This window comes from Rathayibacter sp. PhB152, assembly GCF_003751395.1.
In the GTDB taxonomy this organism is placed as follows: Bacteria; Actinomycetota; Actinomycetes; order Actinomycetales; family Microbacteriaceae; genus Rathayibacter; species Rathayibacter festucae.
In genome coordinates, this window is the sequence record NZ_RJUT01000004.1 from 288124 (window position 1) to 302921 (window position 14798).

Sequence of the window (14798 nt, forward strand, 5' to 3'; positions counted from 1 at the left end):
CCGTCACGGCCAGAGGCGGGTGCGCTCCCACGGGGAGCCGCCCGCCTCCGTCGTTCCCGCATCCGTCGTTCCAGCCTCCGTCGTTCCCGCAGCGTCCGTCGCGCTGTACAGCAGGCGGGTGTGGTCCTGCTCCGCCCTGGTCGAGCCCTGCCAGAACTCGATCCGCTCGGGCACCACGCGGTAGACGGCCCAGTCGCGGTCGAGCGTGGCGGGGGAGCAGGAGACGGCGACGCCGGTCTGCAGCGTCACCAGGTCGAAGTCCTCGGCGCGCTTCATCGGCTCGCTCTGCCGGCCGACCAGCAGCGCCGTGCGCGCGGCCTCTGAGCGGCGTTGGAAGTCCTTCTTCGACTCCTCGGCCGACGCCCGCTCGACGCGGCCCTCCACCCGGACCTGCCGGCCCTGCACCGGCCAGAAGAAGGTCAGCGCGGCGTGCGGATTGGCCGCCATCGCGCGCCCCTTGGGGCTGGAGGCGTGCGTCGAGAAGGCCCAGCCGGCGTCGTCGATGTCGCGCAGCACGAGCACGCGGGCCGAGACGGTCCCGTCGGCGTCCGCGGTCGACAGCGTCGCGCCGTGGGGGAGGAGCTGGCCGGCGTCCTTCGCCGCCTCCAGCCACTGCCCGAACAGCTCGATCGGGTCGGCCGGAGCCGCCTCCGCATCGAAGTCGGGCAGCCCGGAGGGCATGGACGGCAGGGAGCGCAGCAGATCGCGGAAGGTCACGCCCCGAGCCTAGGTCGCCCGCCCCACGATCGCGGGGGCTTGCGGACTAGTCCCGGCCTCCTCGTCCGGAGCGGCCGACCATCGACCTGCGCCGGCTCTGTCGCGTGACGACCGGCACAGGGCGACAGCGGTTGCACCCGGTCTGATCTCGTTGCTATCAATGCCATACCAGGATGGTCGCCGGGTCTCGCGGAGATGTTCCGCCTTCTCCGATGAAGACACCGAGGCATCCGGGTGGAGAGATCATCGTTCGAGTTCGACGAGGCCCAGCGACCGCAGGTGCAAGCTTTCTCGGGCGATGTCGACGCAATGGAGCGCACGATGAGAACACTGACAAGGCCTTCCTCCGTTCTTCTCACCGCTGTCGTCTTCGCGGCCGCCGCGCTCGGGAGCGCCCCTGCGGAGGCGAGTCCACGGTCGCTGTCGGAGTCGTCGGCGGCGAGTACCGCCGAGGACAGCAGGGATGCGCTGAACGCCCTGAACGAGCGCGACCTCCTGGCTTCCGGAGTGACGGGACCCGAGGCGGGCTTCGTCGCGGACGAGTCCGTGCCCTCAGACGAGGGGATCCACTCGGAAGGAGGGCGTGACCTCGCCTCCGAGGAACTCGACGATGTCGACGGACTGACGGTGTCCACACCGCAGGGGTCCCTCTCGCTGGCACCGGTGACGGAGTCGACCGGCGAGGAGGTGCAGCCCGGTGTCCTCCTCTACGAGGGCGAGCACGCCGACTACGTGCTCACCAGTTCCGAGAAGACCGCGGCCGCCGCCGGCTACGTGGTCGTCAAGGGAGCGGAGGCGCCGGAGGAGTACCGCTTCGCGGTCACCGCTGCAGGCGCTGACGCGCACCTCGAGCTCACGAGCAGTGGCGGCATCACCGTCTCCGACTCGCTCGGGAACGTCGTCAACACGATCGCGGAACCGTGGGCGGTCGACGCCGACGGTGCTCCTGTCGACACCTGGTACGAGATCGACGGCGCCGTCGTCGTCCAGCACGTGCAGCACGCGGGAGCCACCTATCCCGTCGTCGCGGATCCGAGTCTGGAATGCGATGCGGCCTTCTGCACGCTTCTCTACAGCCGGGCGGAGACACAGCGCATCGCTTCCGAATCGAGTTTCCCCGTCGGGGTGGCGACCGCCGCGTGCGGAACCGTCGGGTGGGCGTGCGGGCTCGGATTGGCAGCTGCGCTCGACACGGCCAACCGGGCGAACAATGAAGGGAAGTGCTTCGGGATCCGGCACTTCCACTACGTGGCAGTGGCGTTCTTCCCCGTCGTCGAGCCCTGCAAGGAATGAGCAGATGGCTCCGACTTCGACTCGCTTCTCGTCGCCGTGGGGCCCGCCCCGATCGAGAGCGGGGATCCTCGTTCTCGCAGTGGCGCTCGCTGTCCTCCTCGTCGTCGATCCGCCGTCCGGATCCTGGGGAGGTGCGGTGGAGGTGCCCTTCCCTCTCCTGCTCGTTCTCCTGGCTCTCGTTCCGCGGATGATTCCGCTCGTCGAGGGGTCGCGCCTCCTCGAGCGCTCCGCCCAGCGACCGACGCGCGCAGTGTTCGCCGCAGAGCTCGGCACTGCGTTGATCGGCTGGACGATGTCGGTCGTCGCCGGGTCGCCCGTGCCGTCCTTCGTCGCAGCCGGGCTCGTGCTCGTGCTCGGAGCGGCCTTCGCGCTCACGGCCTCGCGAGCGCTGAGCTGAACCTCGTCCGCGGGCCACGGGCCCGGGTCGCCCCTCGCGCTCGCGCGGACGGGGTCGGCGGCGCGGGCACGCCTCGCTGGAGCCCGTCGGCTATTGGCCGGCGGGCGGCCCGCGCCATTCAGCTCACGTCCGGCGACAAGGCGGTACGGCCGATGCGGGCCGCCGCTAGAACGGACGAGGCACGGGTGCAGGACCCGTCCTCAGACGGGGGAGTCTTTCGTTGCGCCCTGCGAACCGACCACGGCAGCCGATCCGGCGCGCGTCCCGGTCCCGGCTCGGGGTGCTGCTCGTCACGGCCACCGTCGTGCTCGAGCTCATGCTCGGCGCCTTCCTGCCGGAGCTGTGGCGGACACCGCCGCTGGTGCTCCTCCCACTCGTCGCCTCCCTCCTCGCGCTCCTGCCTCGCGCCTTCCCGGTCGTCGAGGACTCGTGGCTGCTGGAGCGCACGGCGGCGCGGCCGATGATCGTCGCGTGCTCCGCGGAGGTGGCGGTCGGTCTCGCGGGGGCGCTCCTGGCGGTCGCCGTGGACTCGCCCAAGCCCCTCGTCGCGGCGGCGGGCACGGTCCTCGTGCTCGGCTGCGTCGTCGTCGCCGTCGTTCCCAGCGCGGGCTGAGCGGAGCGGTCAGCGCGCGTCGCGGAGGATGTTCGTGATGCGGACCGTGCTGAGGCGGCGGCCCTGCTCGTCGCGGACGACGATCTCGTGCGTGGTGAGGGTGGAACCGAGGTGGATGGCGTCGCAGGTGGCGATCACGTGGCCGTGGGTGATCGAGCGGCTGTGGCTCGCGTTCAGCTCGATGCCCATCGCGAGGCGGCCCGCGCCGGCGTGCACGTTCGCGGCGATCGAGCCCATCGACTCGGCGAGGACGACGTGCGCGCCGCCGTGCAGGATGCCGACCGGCTGGCGGTTGCCCTCGACGGGCATCGACGCGACCGAGTGCTCGGGGGTGAGCTCGTGCCAGACGATGCCCATCCGCTCGGCGAGCTCGCCCATGCCGCGCCCGATGTGCGCCTCGAGGTCGAGGGCGGGCGGGCGGACCCAGGGGGCGGCGGTCGCGGCGGCGGGGGCGGATTCGGTCACGGTGCTCCTCGTGCTGGGCCTCCCGGAGGCCCTCCGCCGACGGGCGGGACCGGGCCCGAACCGGTGTCGGAGGCGCTGTGTAGTCTTGCCCTGTGTCAGATCCGGAACAGCCTACCCTCCTGCTCATCGACGGTCATTCCCTCGCGTTCCGGGCGTTCTACGCCCTCCCGGTCGACAGCTTCCAGACCCGCGACGGGCAGCACACGAACGCCATCCACGGCTTCCTGTCGATGCTGATCCTGCTGCTGAAGAACGAGAAGCCGACGCACCTCGGCGTCGCCTTCGACATCTCCCGCTACTCGTTCCGCACCCGCGAGTACCCGGAGTACAAGGGCACCCGCGGCGAGACCCCGCCCGAGTTCAAGGGCCAGGTCCCCCTCCTCGAGGAGGCGCTGCACGCGATGAACATCCGCACCGTCTCGAAGGAGGACTTCGAGGCCGACGACATCCTCGCCACGCTCGCCCGCCAGGGCGCAGAGGCGGGCTTCCGAGTGCTGGTCGTCTCGGGAGACCGCGACACCATCCAGCTGGTGACGCCCGACGTCACTCTGCTCTACCCGTCGACCCAGGGCGTCTCGCAGCTCACCCGCTACGACCGCGACAAGGTCTTCGAGAAGTACGGCGTCGAACCGCACCAGTACCCCGAGATCGCGGCGCTCGTCGGTGAGACGAGCGACAACCTGCCCGGCGTCGACAAGGTCGGCCCGAAGACAGCCGCCAAGTGGGTCAACCAGTACGGCACCGTCGCCGACATCATCGCCCACGCCGACGAGATCAAGGGCGTCGTCGGCGAGAAGCTGCGCGAGCAGAAGGAGAACGCGCTCCGCAACCGCCGGCTCAACCGCCTGATCACCGACGTCGAGCTGCCGCTCGGTCCGGCCGACCTCGACCGCCGTCCGATCGACCCGGACGCGGTCCGCGAGATCTTCAGCCGGCTCGAGTTCAGGACGCTCCAGGAGCGCGTGCTCACGATCGCCGCCGACGAGGGCGTCGAGGGTGCGGCGGAGGCACTGGCGGGCGACACCGTCGTCACCGCGGCCCCGGCCGTGCGGAACCTGGTCGACGAGGAGCTCGCGCACTGGCTCGCCCGCGTCTCCGCGAACGGCACCGTGCCCGTCGCCGTGCAGGTGCAGCTCGGCGAGGGCGGCCTCGAGGGCATCGGCCTGTCGGTCGAGGCGGAGTCGGCCTTCGTGCCCTGGGCCGCGGGCCGGCCGGACTACACCGCGCTCGAGGAGTGGCTCGCGAGCGACGCCCCGAAGTACTTCGCCGACGCCAAGCCGCAGGTCAAGGCGCTGCGCCGGGCCGGGCTCCCGGTGGCCGGACTCGCCTTCGACACCCGCATCGCGGCGTGGCTCCTGCAGCCCACCGGTCACGCGGCGACCCTGCCGGCCCAGGTCCAGCAGTACCTCGACGAGGCGATGATCCAGGGGGACCCGAACCAGCTCGTCCCGACCGCCCCGCCGATCGGCCCCGCGACCGAGGCCTGGTACGCGCACCGCCTGGTCGGTGTGCAGACCGAGCTGCTCGGCGAGGGCATGCTCTCGGTGCTCGTCGACATCGAGCTGCCGATCGCGCAGGTCCTCGCGACGATGGAGCTCACCGGCGTCGCGATCGACGCCGAGGTGCTCGCGCGCCTCCGCGGCGAGCTCACCGCGACCTCCGTCGACCTCGCGAACCGCGCGTTCGCCGAGATCGGGCACGAGATGAACCTCGGCTCGCCCAAGCAGCTGCAGCAGGTCCTCTTCGAGGAGCTGGCGATGCCGCGCACCCGCGCGACGAAGACCGGCTACACGACCGACGCGTCCGCCCTGGCCGACCTGCAGGAGTCGCACCCGCACCCGTTCCTCGGTCTCCTGCTCGAGCACCGCGACGCGACCAAGCTCAAGCAGATCATCGAGACGCTGGAGAAGTCGGTCACCGCCGACGGCCGGATCCACACCAGCTACGACCAGACCGGCACCGCGACCGGGCGGATCTCCTCGAACGACCCGAACCTGCAGAACATCCCGGTGCGCAGCGAGGTCGGCCGCCGCATCCGCACCGCGTTCGTGCACGGCGAGCAGGCGAGCACCCTGATCACCGCCGACTACTCGCAGATCGAGATGCGGATCATGGCGCACCTCTCCGGCGACGCCGGCCTGATCGAGGCCTTCCACAGCGGCGAGGACCTGCACCGCTTCGTCGGCGCGCGGATCTTCGGCGTCGAGCCGTCGGACGTCACCTCGGCGATGCGCAACAAGGTCAAGGCGATGTCCTACGGGCTCGCCTACGGACTGAGCGCGTTCGGCCTCTCCAAGCAGCTGCGCATCTCCAGCAACGAGGCGAAGCAGCTGATGACCGACTACTTCGTCCGCTTCGGTGCCGTCCGCGACTACCTCCGCACGGTCGTCGAGCAGGCGCGCGAGACCGGCTACACCGAGACGATCTTCGGCCGCCGCCGCCCCTTCCCCGACCTCCAGAGCGGCAACCGCGTCCTCCGCGACAACGCGGAGCGCGCCGCGCTGAACTCGCCGATCCAGGGCTCGGCCGCCGACATCATGAAGATCGCGATGATCGGGGTCCAGGCCGACATCGGCGAGAAGGGCCTGGAGTCGCGGATGCTGCTCCAGGTGCACGACGAGCTCATCTTCGACGTGGCTCCCGGCGAGGAGGACGTGCTCGAGGAGGTCGTCCGCGCGCGGATGGCCGGCGCGGTCGATCTCTCCGTCCCGCTCGAGGTGCAGGTCGGCCACGGCTCCGACTGGGACGTCGCGGCGCACTGACGTCCCGCGGCGCCCGCCGGCCCGGGCCGTTCCGGACCGCTGGCTAGGCTCGAAGGCATGACCTCCGACATCTCCCGCGAGCCCACCGCCGTCGACCTCGTCGCCGAGCGGTGGGTCGACACCCTCGTCGAGCTCGAGCCCACCCTCGGCACCTCGATCGGCCGCGCCGAGGCGAACCGCCGCCTCGGCGACCTGTCGCCGGAGGGCGTGGAGCGGGCGCGGGCGGCGACGGCCGCCGCGCTGGCCGAGCTCGAGTCCGCCGTGCCGGTCGACGCCGTCGACGCCGTCACGGTCGCCGATCTCGGCGCCGACCTGCGGCTGTCGCTCGAGGCGCACGCGGCGCAGCTGCCGCTGCGCGATCTGAACGTGATCGCCTCGCCCGCGCAGGAGCTGCGCGACGTCTTCGACCTGATGCCGACCGACTCCGTGAGCGACTGGGAGGACGTGGCGGAGCGGCTCCTCGCCGTCCCGGCCGCCCTCGCCGGCTACGCGGAGACCCTTCGCGCGGGCATCGGCGCCGGAGTGACGCCGGCGCGCCGCCAGGTCGGCCTCGTCGCTGAGCAGGCCGAGACGATCGCCGGCCCGCGGGGGTTCTTCGCCGCGCTGGCCGCAGACGCCGCTCCGGCCACCGGATCGCTGCCCGCGTCGCTCTCGCTGCGGCTCGAGGAGGGCGCGCGTCGGGCCTCCGCGGCCTACGGCGGCCTCGCCCGGTTCCTCCGCACCGAGCTCGCCCCGGCCGCGACGGAGCAGGACGCGGTGGGCCGCGAGCACTACGCGCTGCAGTCGCGCCGCTTCCTCGGCGCGGTGGTCGACCTCGACGAGACCTACGAGTGGGGGATCGAGGAGCTCGCGCGGATGACCGCCGAGCAGGAGGCGATCGCCCGCGAGATCCTGCCCGGCGCGAGCGTCGCCGAGGCGATCGCGCACCTCGACACCGACCCCGCCCGCACCCTGCACGGCGTCGACGCGCTGCAGCGCTGGATGCAGGAGACCAGCGACCGGGCCGTGAGCGAGCTCGCGGGCACCGCCTTCGACATCCCGGACGAGCTCCGCCGCCTCGAGTGCCGCATCGCGCCGACCCAGGAGGGCGGCATCTACTACACCGGCCCGAGCGACGACTTCTCCCGCCCCGGCCGGATGTGGTGGTCCGTCCCGCCGGGCGTCACCGAGTTCGCCACCTGGCGCGAGCTGACGACCGTCTACCACGAGGGCGTCCCCGGCCACCACCTGCAGGTGGGCCAGGCCGTGTACAACCGCGCGAGCCTCAACACCTGGCGCCGCCAGCTCGCCGGCAGCTCGGGGCACGCCGAGGGCTGGGCCCTCTACGCCGAGCGGCTGATGGAGCGGTTCGGCTACCTGGACGACCCGGCCGACCGCCTCGGGATGCTCGACGGGCAGCGGATGCGCGCCGCCCGCGTCGTCATCGACATCGGCGTGCACCTGCAGAAGCGGATGCCCGGCTCCTCGGACGTCTGGACGGCCGAGTCCGCCCTCGCCTTCCTGCGCGCGAACGTCAACATGGACGACGCCTTCGTCCGCTTCGAGGTCAACCGCTACCTCGGCTGGCCCGGCCAGGCGCCCTCCTACAAGATCGGCCAGCGCATCTGGGAGGAGCTGCGGGACGAGGCGAGCGCGCGCGACGGGGCGGACTTCTCGCTCGCGTCGTTCCACCGTCGCGCCCTCGATCTGGGCGGTGTCGGGCTCGACACCCTGCGCGCGAGCCTCGGCGCCGTGGCCTGACCGCCGCCGGGCAGGCAGGGACCGACGGAACCCGCCAGGACACGCGGAACGGGGCCCCTCGAGATTGCTCTCACCCCGGTGGGTTCGATAGTCTGGAACGTCACTTTCGTGGCGCCGCCGTGCCCACGGTGCGCTCGAGGTCCAGGATCACGGTCCCGGGTGTCGAGCTCTCCCGGGTCGCGGCACCCCCATCACCTCCGCAGTGGTCACCACCGCGTCACGCCCTCGGGCGTGTCGGTGCCCGCCGCCCGATACCCATCCATCCTGGAGCATCCCTTAATGACAACCGCAACGACCGAAAAGGCAACCAAGCAGGTCGCGATCAACGACATCGGGTCTGCTGAAGACTTTCTTGCCGCGGTCGAAAAGACTCTGAAGTTCTTCAACGACGGAGACCTCATCGAAGGCACCGTCGTGAAGATCGACCGCGACGAGGTCCTCCTCGACGTCGGTTACAAGACCGAGGGCGTCATCCCCTCGCGTGAGCTCTCCATCAAGCACGACGTCGACCCCTCCGAGGTCGTCAACGTGGGCGACAGCGTCGAAGCCCTCGTCCTGCAGAAGGAGGACAAGGAGGGTCGCCTGATCCTCTCCAAGAAGCGCGCGCAGTACGAGCGTGCGTGGGGCGACGTCGAGAAGATCAAGGAGTCCGACGGTGTCGTCACCGGTTCGGTCATCGAGGTCGTCAAGGGCGGGCTCATCGTCGACATCGGCCTCCGCGGCTTCCTCCCGGCCTCGCTCATCGAGCTGCGCCGCGTCCGCGACCTCACGCCGTACCTCGGCCAGGAGATCGAGGCGAAGATCCTCGAGCTCGACAAGAACCGCAACAACGTGGTCCTGTCGCGTCGCGCGCTCCTCGAGCAGACCCAGTCCGAGAGCCGCACCACGTTCCTGAACAACCTGCACAAGGGTCAGGTCCGCAAGGGAGTCGTGTCCTCGATCGTCAACTTCGGTGCGTTCGTCGACCTCGGCGGCGTCGACGGTCTCGTCCACGTCTCCGAGCTCTCCTGGAAGCACATCGAGCACGCCTCCGAGGTCGTCGAGGTGGGCCAGGAGGTCACCGTCGAGATCCTCGAGGTCGACCTCGACCGCGAGCGCGTGTCGCTCTCGCTCAAGGCGACGCAGGAGGACCCGTGGCAGGTCTTCGCCCGCACCCACGCGATCGGTCAGGTCGCCCCGGGCAAGGTCACGAAGCTGGTCCCGTTCGGTGCCTTCGTCCGCGTCGCGGACGGCATCGAGGGTCTCGTCCACATCTCCGAGCTCTCGGGCAAGCACGTCGAGCTCGCCGAGCAGGTCGTGTCGGTCGGTGAAGAGGTCTTCGTCAAGGTCATCGACATCGACCTCGACCGCCGTCGCATCTCGCTCTCGCTCAAGCAGGCGAACGAGAACGTCGACCCCGAGGGCACCGAGTTCGACCCGGCGCTCTACGGCATGGCCACCGAGTACGACGACCAGGGGAACTACAAGTACCCCGACGGCTTCGACCCGGAGACCAACGAGTGGCGCGAGGGCTTCGAATCCCAGCGCGAGGCCTGGGAGCAGGAGTACGCCGCTGCTCAGGCTCGCTGGGAGGCCCACAAGGCCCAGGTCGCCAAGTCGCAGGAGGAGGCCGCCACGGTCTCCGAGGGCGTCTCGGTCGGCGGCGGCTTCACCAACACCGAGTCGGCTGCCGGCGGCGGAACCCTCGCCGACGACGAGTCGCTCGCCGCACTGCGCGAGAAGCTGTCCTCGAACAACTGATCCGCGGTATCACCACCACGACGAACGGCCGGTCCCCTCGGGGGGCCGGCCGTTCGGCGTTGCAGCAGCCAAGCAGGCCGTGCAGCGGACCGTGTTCATGCTGATCGAGTAGCCCGCGCAGCGGGCGTATCGAGATCCAGCCCCGCCCGCTGCGCTGCGCCGCTCGTTAGGCTTGCCGGGTGCATCTCGCAGCCCTCACCGGAGGCATCGCCTCGGGCAAGTCCACCGTCGCCCGCCGTCTCGCGGAGCTCGGAGCCGTCGTCGTCGACGCCGACCGGCTCGCCCGCGAGGTGGTCGAGCCGGGGGAGCCCGCGCTGGCCGCGATCGTCGAGCGGTTCGGCCCGGAGACCCTGCGCGCCGACGGCTCGCTCGACCGGGCGGCGCTCGGCGCGATCGTCTTCTCCGACTCCGCCGCCCGCGAGGATCTCAACGCGATCACCCACCCGGCGGTGTCGCTCCGCTCGCAGGAGCTGTTCGCCGCGGCGGCCGCCGCCGACCCCGCCGCGATCGTCGTCTACGACGTCCCGCTTCTGGCCGAGTCGCGCGGGGCGGGGGAGTTCGACGAGGTGATCGTCGTCCACGCCCCGCAGGAGACGCGCGTCGAGCGCCTCCTCCACCTGCGCGGCATGACCGAGGCCGGCGCCCGCGCTCGTGTCGGCGCGCAGGCGAGCGACGAGGACCGCCTGGCCCTCGCGGACGCCGTGATCGACGCCTCCGGAACTCTGGAGGAGACCCTGAGCCAGGTCGACGCGCTCTGGGAGCGTCTGCGCCGCCCCTCAGTCTGAGCGCACCCGGCGGCGGGAGACCGTCAGGCCCTGCTCCTACAGTGGGAGGGCCGCAGCACGGGGGACGGCCCCAGCACGATCGCCGAGTCGAGGGGTACGACGCATGAGCGCTTCCGGAGCCCGCCCGCCCGCCTCCGACTCCCGGCGCCTCCTGCTCGCCTCCGGGGCGGGCGTCCTGCTCGGTGCGGGCGCGGGAGCCGCCGCGGGTGCGCTCACCGGCCGGACCGGACCGGCGCCGGTCCAGGTGATCAGCCGTCCCGCCGGCACGTCCCGCATCGTCGACGTGCACGACCACCTCGACGAGTCGCTCCCCGCGGGAGCCGCGCGCGACACCGCCGCCTGGCAGGCGGCGCTGGCGGCTGCCGCCGTGCCGGAGGACGGGGTCGACCCGGCCGAGCACCACGCCGTCGTCACCGCGACCGGTGGGAGCTTCGTCGTCGACGAGACGCTCTCCTGGGACGCCAGGGTGAGCATCGAGGGTCGCTGCGAGATCCGCTACGTCGGCACGGGCCCCGCGCTGCAGACCGTCGGCCCCGTGCTGCAGTCCTCCGCCGCCGGCTACACCCGCCAGCACCAGACCGTGCTGAGCGATCTGCACCTGATCGGCGACGGCTCGAACACCGGCATCGCCGTGAGCGCACCGTCCCACCTGCGCGAGCCCGGGCCGAAGCCCGCCTACCTCTCGTTCGCGAACGTCGTCGCGCGGAGCTTCGACACCGCGGTCGAGCTCGGGTCGCACGCCTATCTGCTCGAGTTCCGCTCGTGCTCGTTCCAGGGGAACCGCGTGGGAGTCGTGGCGGTGGAGGACGCCGTCGACTCGGGCGAGCGCATCGCCTTCCAGGGCTGCGACCTGACCAGCAACACCGAGAGCGCGCTCCAGATCCACGGCGACCAGGAGTTCTTCGTCGACCAGTGCTCGTTCGACACCTTCTCGACGAACCAGGGCCGCGCGGTCACGATCTCGCGCGGCCAGGCCCACTTCTCGCACTGCCACTTCGAGATGCAGATCCCCGACAACCACGGCTGGTTCGAGCTGGACGGCTGGGGCGCCCTGCTCTCGCTCACCGACTGCCGCTTCCTCGTCCGGGCGCGGAAGGAGGTCGACGGCGACGCCGAGCGCGGACTGATCCAGTTCTCCGGGGCAGGGGGCCAGCGGGCCGTCGTCCGGGGCGGGCAGTTCCAGGGCGGCAACTCGCGGCTGCCCTTCCTGGCGCGCGGCGACGGCGTCCTGACGATCTCGGACACCTCGGCGCTGCCCTCGACCGCGCTGCGGTTCCACGCGGCCGAGCGGATCCGCGGTGTGCTCGATCCGCACGGCTCGCGCTCCGTGCTCGCCGACGACTGGACGGCCGAGGGCGGGGCGTCCGTCGCGCCGGGGGACTCCCCGGTCGCGGGGCTCCGCGCGCTCGCACTCGAGGACGGGTCCGGCTCCGGCGCGGTCCACCTCTTCGTGCCGATCGCCACCGGAGCGCGGGTGCTCGCGTCGCTGGACGCGCTCTACGAGGGCTCCGGATCCGTCTCGATCGATCTCGGCTTCTCGACGGCGCGACGGGCCGACGGCCTGGGTCGGGACTGGTACTCGGCGACCGACGTCTCGGCCCGCGACTCCTTCGCCGGCGTCCGGCTCGACGACGCCTACTCCCTCCCCGCGCCGGAGTGGGCGGTCTGCGCGGTGCTCCGCGTGCGCACCGACGGCATGGCCGCGGGCGACCGCCTCCACCTGCGCGACCTGCGCGTCTCCCGCCTCTGATCGGGCGCCCTCCTGCTGGTCGGTCTGCAGACCCGGCTTCCGGGCCTGGTGGATCTCGATACGCGCGCTGCGGGCGCTACTCGATCAGCATGCAAGTGGCAGGGCATGCGTTCGCCACGTGCTGGACGCCCATGGTGGTCGAGTAGCCCCGCAGGGGCGTATCGAGACCCGGCGCTCGAAGCCGGGCGGTCTGCCGACGGGGCCGGCGCGAGCCCCGTTCGCCGTCGGCGCAGGGCCGCCCCGATGTCGGTGGTCGCGGTTACGCTTCGAGCATGGAGCCAACCCGTGCCGTGCACCCCTTCGAGGTCATCAGCGAATACCAGCCGAGCGGGGACCAGCCCGGAGCCATCGCCGATCTGAGCGCCCGGATCAACGCCGGCGAGACCGACGTCGTCCTGCTCGGCGCCACCGGTACCGGCAAGTCCGCGACCACCGCCTGGCTCGTCGAGGCCGTCCAGCGGCCGACCCTCGTCCTCGCGCACAACAAGACGCTCGCCGCGCAGCTCGCGAACGAGTTCCGCGAGCTCTTCCCGAACAACGCGGTCGAGTACTTCGTCTCCTACTACGACTACTACCAGCCCGAGGCCTACGTCCCGCAGACGGACACCTTCATCGAGAAGGACAGCTCGGTCAACGCCGAGGTCGAGCGCCTGAGGCACTCGACGACCAACTCCCTGCTCAGCCGGCGCGACGTCATCGTCGTCTCGACCGTCTCCTGCATCTACGGCCTGGGCCAGCCGGAGCAGTACCTCGAGGCGATGGTCGCGCTCCAGGTCGGCCAGCGGGTCGACCGCGACCGCCTGATCCGCAAGTTCGTCTCGATGCAGTACGCCCGCAACGACGTCGACTTCGCCCGCGGCACCTTCCGGGTCCGCGGCGACACGATCGAGATCATCCCGATGTACGAGGAGCTCGCGATCCGCATCGAGATGTTCGGCGACGAGATCGAGGCGCTCTACACGCTGCACCCGCTCACCGGGAACGTCGTGAAGAAGCTCGAGTCCGTCTCCGTCTTCCCCGGCTCGCACTACGTCGCCAGCCAGGACGTCATGCACCGCGCCATCGACACCATCCAGCAGGAGCTCGAGGTGCGCCTGGCCGACCTCGAGAAGCAGAACAAGCTCCTCGAGGCGCAGCGGCTCCGGATGCGCACCACGTTCGACCTCGAGATGATGCAGCAGATCGGCTTCTGCTCCGGCATCGAGAACTACTCGCGTCACATCGACGGCCGCGAGTCCGGCGAGGCGCCGCACTGCCTGCTCGACTACTTCCCCGACGACTTCCTCGTCGTCATCGACGAGTCGCACGTCACCGTGCCGCAGATCGGTGCGATGTACGAGGGCGACGCCTCGCGCAAGCGCACCCTGGTCGAGCACGGCTTCCGGCTGCCCTCGGCGATGGACAACCGTCCGCTGAAGTGGGAGGAGTTCAAGGGCCGCGTCGGCCAGACCGTCTACCTCTCGGCCACCCCCGGCCGCTACGAGATGGGCATCGCCGACGGCATCGTCGAGCAGATCATCCGCCCGACCGGCCTGATCGACCCCGAGATCGTCGTCAAGCCGACCAAGGGCCAGATCGACGACCTGCTCGAGGAGATCAAGCTCCGCACCGAGCGCGACGAGCGAGTCCTCGTCACCACCCTCACCAAGCGGATGGCGGAGGAGCTCACCGACTTCCTCACCGAGGCCGGAGTCCGGGTGCGCTACCTGCACTCCGACGTCGACACGCTGCGACGGGTCGAGCTGCTCTCCGAGCTGCGCGCCGGCGTCTACGACGTCCTCGTCGGCATCAACCTCCTCCGCGAGGGCCTCGACCTGCCCGAGGTGTCGCTCGTCGCGATCCTCGACGCCGACAAGGAGGGCTTCCTCCGCTCGTCGACCTCGCTCATCCAGACCATCGGCCGCGCCGCCCGCAACGTCTCGGGCGAAGTGCACATGTACGCGGACAAGATGACCGACTCGATGAGGCTCGCGATCGACGAGACCGATCGCCGCCGCGAGAAGCAGGTCGCCTACAACCTCGACCACGGCATCGACCCGACCCCGCTGCGCAAGAAGATCGCCGACATCACCGACGCGCTCGCCCGCGAGGGAGCCGACACCGCGAAGCTCCTGGCCGGCCGCGACGCCAAGAAGAAGAGCCCGACGCCCAACCTGCGCCGCCAGGGTCTCGCCGCGAACGGCGGCAACGACCTCGAGGCGATCATCGCCGACCTCAACGGCCAGATGCTCCAGGCCGCGGGCGAGCTGAAGTTCGAGCTCGCCGCGCGCCTGCGCGACGAGGTCTCCGAGCTCAAGCGCGAGCTGCGGCAGATGGAGAAGGCCGGGCACCTGTCCTGACCGATCCGGGTCGGCCCCCACGGGCCGGCCCGCCGGTGCGGGCGGGGTCGACGAGCGCAAGTCGCGGGGTCCGGGATCAGCGGCCAGCGAACGCCCCGGGCGATGTCGGTGGCTCCGCATACACTTTCGAGGTGTCGATCCTGAACGCCGTTACGGACCCTTCCACCACCCCCTCACCCTCCTTCCACCGCTTCGTC

Annotated in this window: 11 protein-coding genes; 9 read left to right on the forward strand and 2 right to left on the reverse strand. The window is 71.1% G+C overall.

Going from position 1 to position 14798, the window contains the following annotated elements; genetic code table 11:
• Nucleotides 1-3: 3 nt before the first annotated feature.
• Nucleotides 4-717, reverse strand: a complete 714-nt coding sequence (locus EDF36_RS11300) for a pyridoxal 5'-phosphate synthase (RefSeq protein ID WP_123733076.1) — start codon at nucleotides 715-717, stop codon at nucleotides 4-6.
• A gap of 321 nt (nucleotides 718-1038) precedes the next feature.
• Here EDF36_RS11300 and EDF36_RS11305 point away from each other — a divergent pair, with 321 nt between their 5' ends.
• The 3 genes from EDF36_RS11305 (at nucleotide 1039) to EDF36_RS11315 (ending at nucleotide 3020) form a co-directional block, all read left to right on the forward strand.
• A complete protein-coding gene (locus tag EDF36_RS11305) occupies nucleotides 1039-2010 on the forward strand; it encodes a hypothetical protein (RefSeq protein WP_148060024.1) in 972 nt (323 codons plus the stop codon).
• A 187-nt stretch (nucleotides 2011-2197) separates the two neighbouring features.
• A complete protein-coding gene (locus tag EDF36_RS11310; RefSeq protein ID WP_133962535.1) occupies nucleotides 2198-2407 on the forward strand; it encodes a hypothetical protein in 210 nt (69 codons plus the stop codon).
• Between the two features lie 280 nt (nucleotides 2408-2687).
• The gene (locus tag EDF36_RS11315) at nucleotides 2688-3020 is read left to right on the forward strand and encodes a hypothetical protein (RefSeq protein WP_123733078.1); all 333 of its coding nucleotides are present in this window, start codon (nucleotides 2688-2690) and stop codon (nucleotides 3018-3020) included.
• Nucleotides 3021-3029: 9 nt separating this feature from the next.
• Here the strand turns inward: EDF36_RS11315 and EDF36_RS11320 are convergent, their stop codons facing one another.
• A complete protein-coding gene (locus tag EDF36_RS11320; RefSeq protein ID WP_374204658.1) occupies nucleotides 3030-3485 on the reverse strand; it encodes a PaaI family thioesterase in 456 nt (151 codons plus the stop codon).
• A 92-nt stretch (nucleotides 3486-3577) separates the two neighbouring features.
• Here EDF36_RS11320 and polA point away from each other — a divergent pair, with 92 nt between their 5' ends.
• The 6 genes from polA (at nucleotide 3578) to uvrB (ending at nucleotide 14601) form a co-directional block, all read left to right on the forward strand.
• Nucleotides 3578-6247: a DNA polymerase I gene (polA, locus tag EDF36_RS11325; protein WP_123733079.1), complete on the forward strand. Its 2670-nt coding sequence runs from the start codon at nucleotides 3578-3580 to the stop codon at nucleotides 6245-6247.
• Nucleotides 6248-6304: 57 nt separating this feature from the next.
• Nucleotides 6305-7987 carry a DUF885 domain-containing protein gene (locus EDF36_RS11330; RefSeq protein WP_123733080.1) on the forward strand — a complete coding sequence of 561 codons (1683 nt, stop codon included), beginning with the start codon at nucleotides 6305-6307 and terminating at the stop codon, nucleotides 7985-7987.
• A gap of 279 nt (nucleotides 7988-8266) precedes the next feature.
• Nucleotides 8267-9727: a 30S ribosomal protein S1 gene (rpsA, locus tag EDF36_RS11335; protein WP_123446259.1), complete on the forward strand. Its 1461-nt coding sequence runs from the start codon at nucleotides 8267-8269 to the stop codon at nucleotides 9725-9727.
• 179 nt (nucleotides 9728-9906) lie between these two features.
• Nucleotides 9907-10512, forward strand: coding sequence for a dephospho-CoA kinase (gene coaE / locus EDF36_RS11340; RefSeq protein ID WP_123733081.1), 606 nt, complete (start codon nucleotides 9907-9909; stop codon nucleotides 10510-10512).
• Between the two features lie 103 nt (nucleotides 10513-10615).
• On the forward strand, nucleotides 10616-12262 hold the full coding sequence (locus tag EDF36_RS11345) for a hypothetical protein (RefSeq protein WP_123733082.1): 1647 nt from the start codon (nucleotides 10616-10618) through the stop codon (nucleotides 12260-12262).
• A 272-nt stretch (nucleotides 12263-12534) separates the two neighbouring features.
• Complete coding sequence (gene uvrB, locus EDF36_RS11350) at nucleotides 12535-14601, forward strand: excinuclease ABC subunit UvrB (RefSeq protein WP_123704319.1); 2067 nt, start codon at nucleotides 12535-12537, stop codon at nucleotides 14599-14601.
• Nucleotides 14602-14798: the final 197 nt, after the last annotated feature.

Bases quoted from the DNA above. Each gene is read 5' to 3' on its own strand.
- EDF36_RS11330 (WP_123733080.1), top strand. From the start codon at position 6,305: ATGACCTCCGACATCTCCCGCGAGCCCACCGCCGTCGACCTCGTCGCC.
- EDF36_RS11305 (WP_148060024.1), top strand. From the start codon at position 1,039: ATGAGAACACTGACAAGGCCTTCCTCCGTTCTTCTCACCGCTGTCGTC.
- uvrB (WP_123704319.1), top strand. From the start codon at position 12,535: ATGGAGCCAACCCGTGCCGTGCACCCCTTCGAGGTCATCAGCGAATAC.
- EDF36_RS11345 (WP_123733082.1), top strand. From the start codon at position 10,616: ATGAGCGCTTCCGGAGCCCGCCCGCCCGCCTCCGACTCCCGGCGCCTC.
- EDF36_RS11310 (WP_133962535.1), top strand. From the start codon at position 2,198: ATGATTCCGCTCGTCGAGGGGTCGCGCCTCCTCGAGCGCTCCGCCCAG.
- rpsA (WP_123446259.1), top strand. From the start codon at position 8,267: ATGACAACCGCAACGACCGAAAAGGCAACCAAGCAGGTCGCGATCAAC.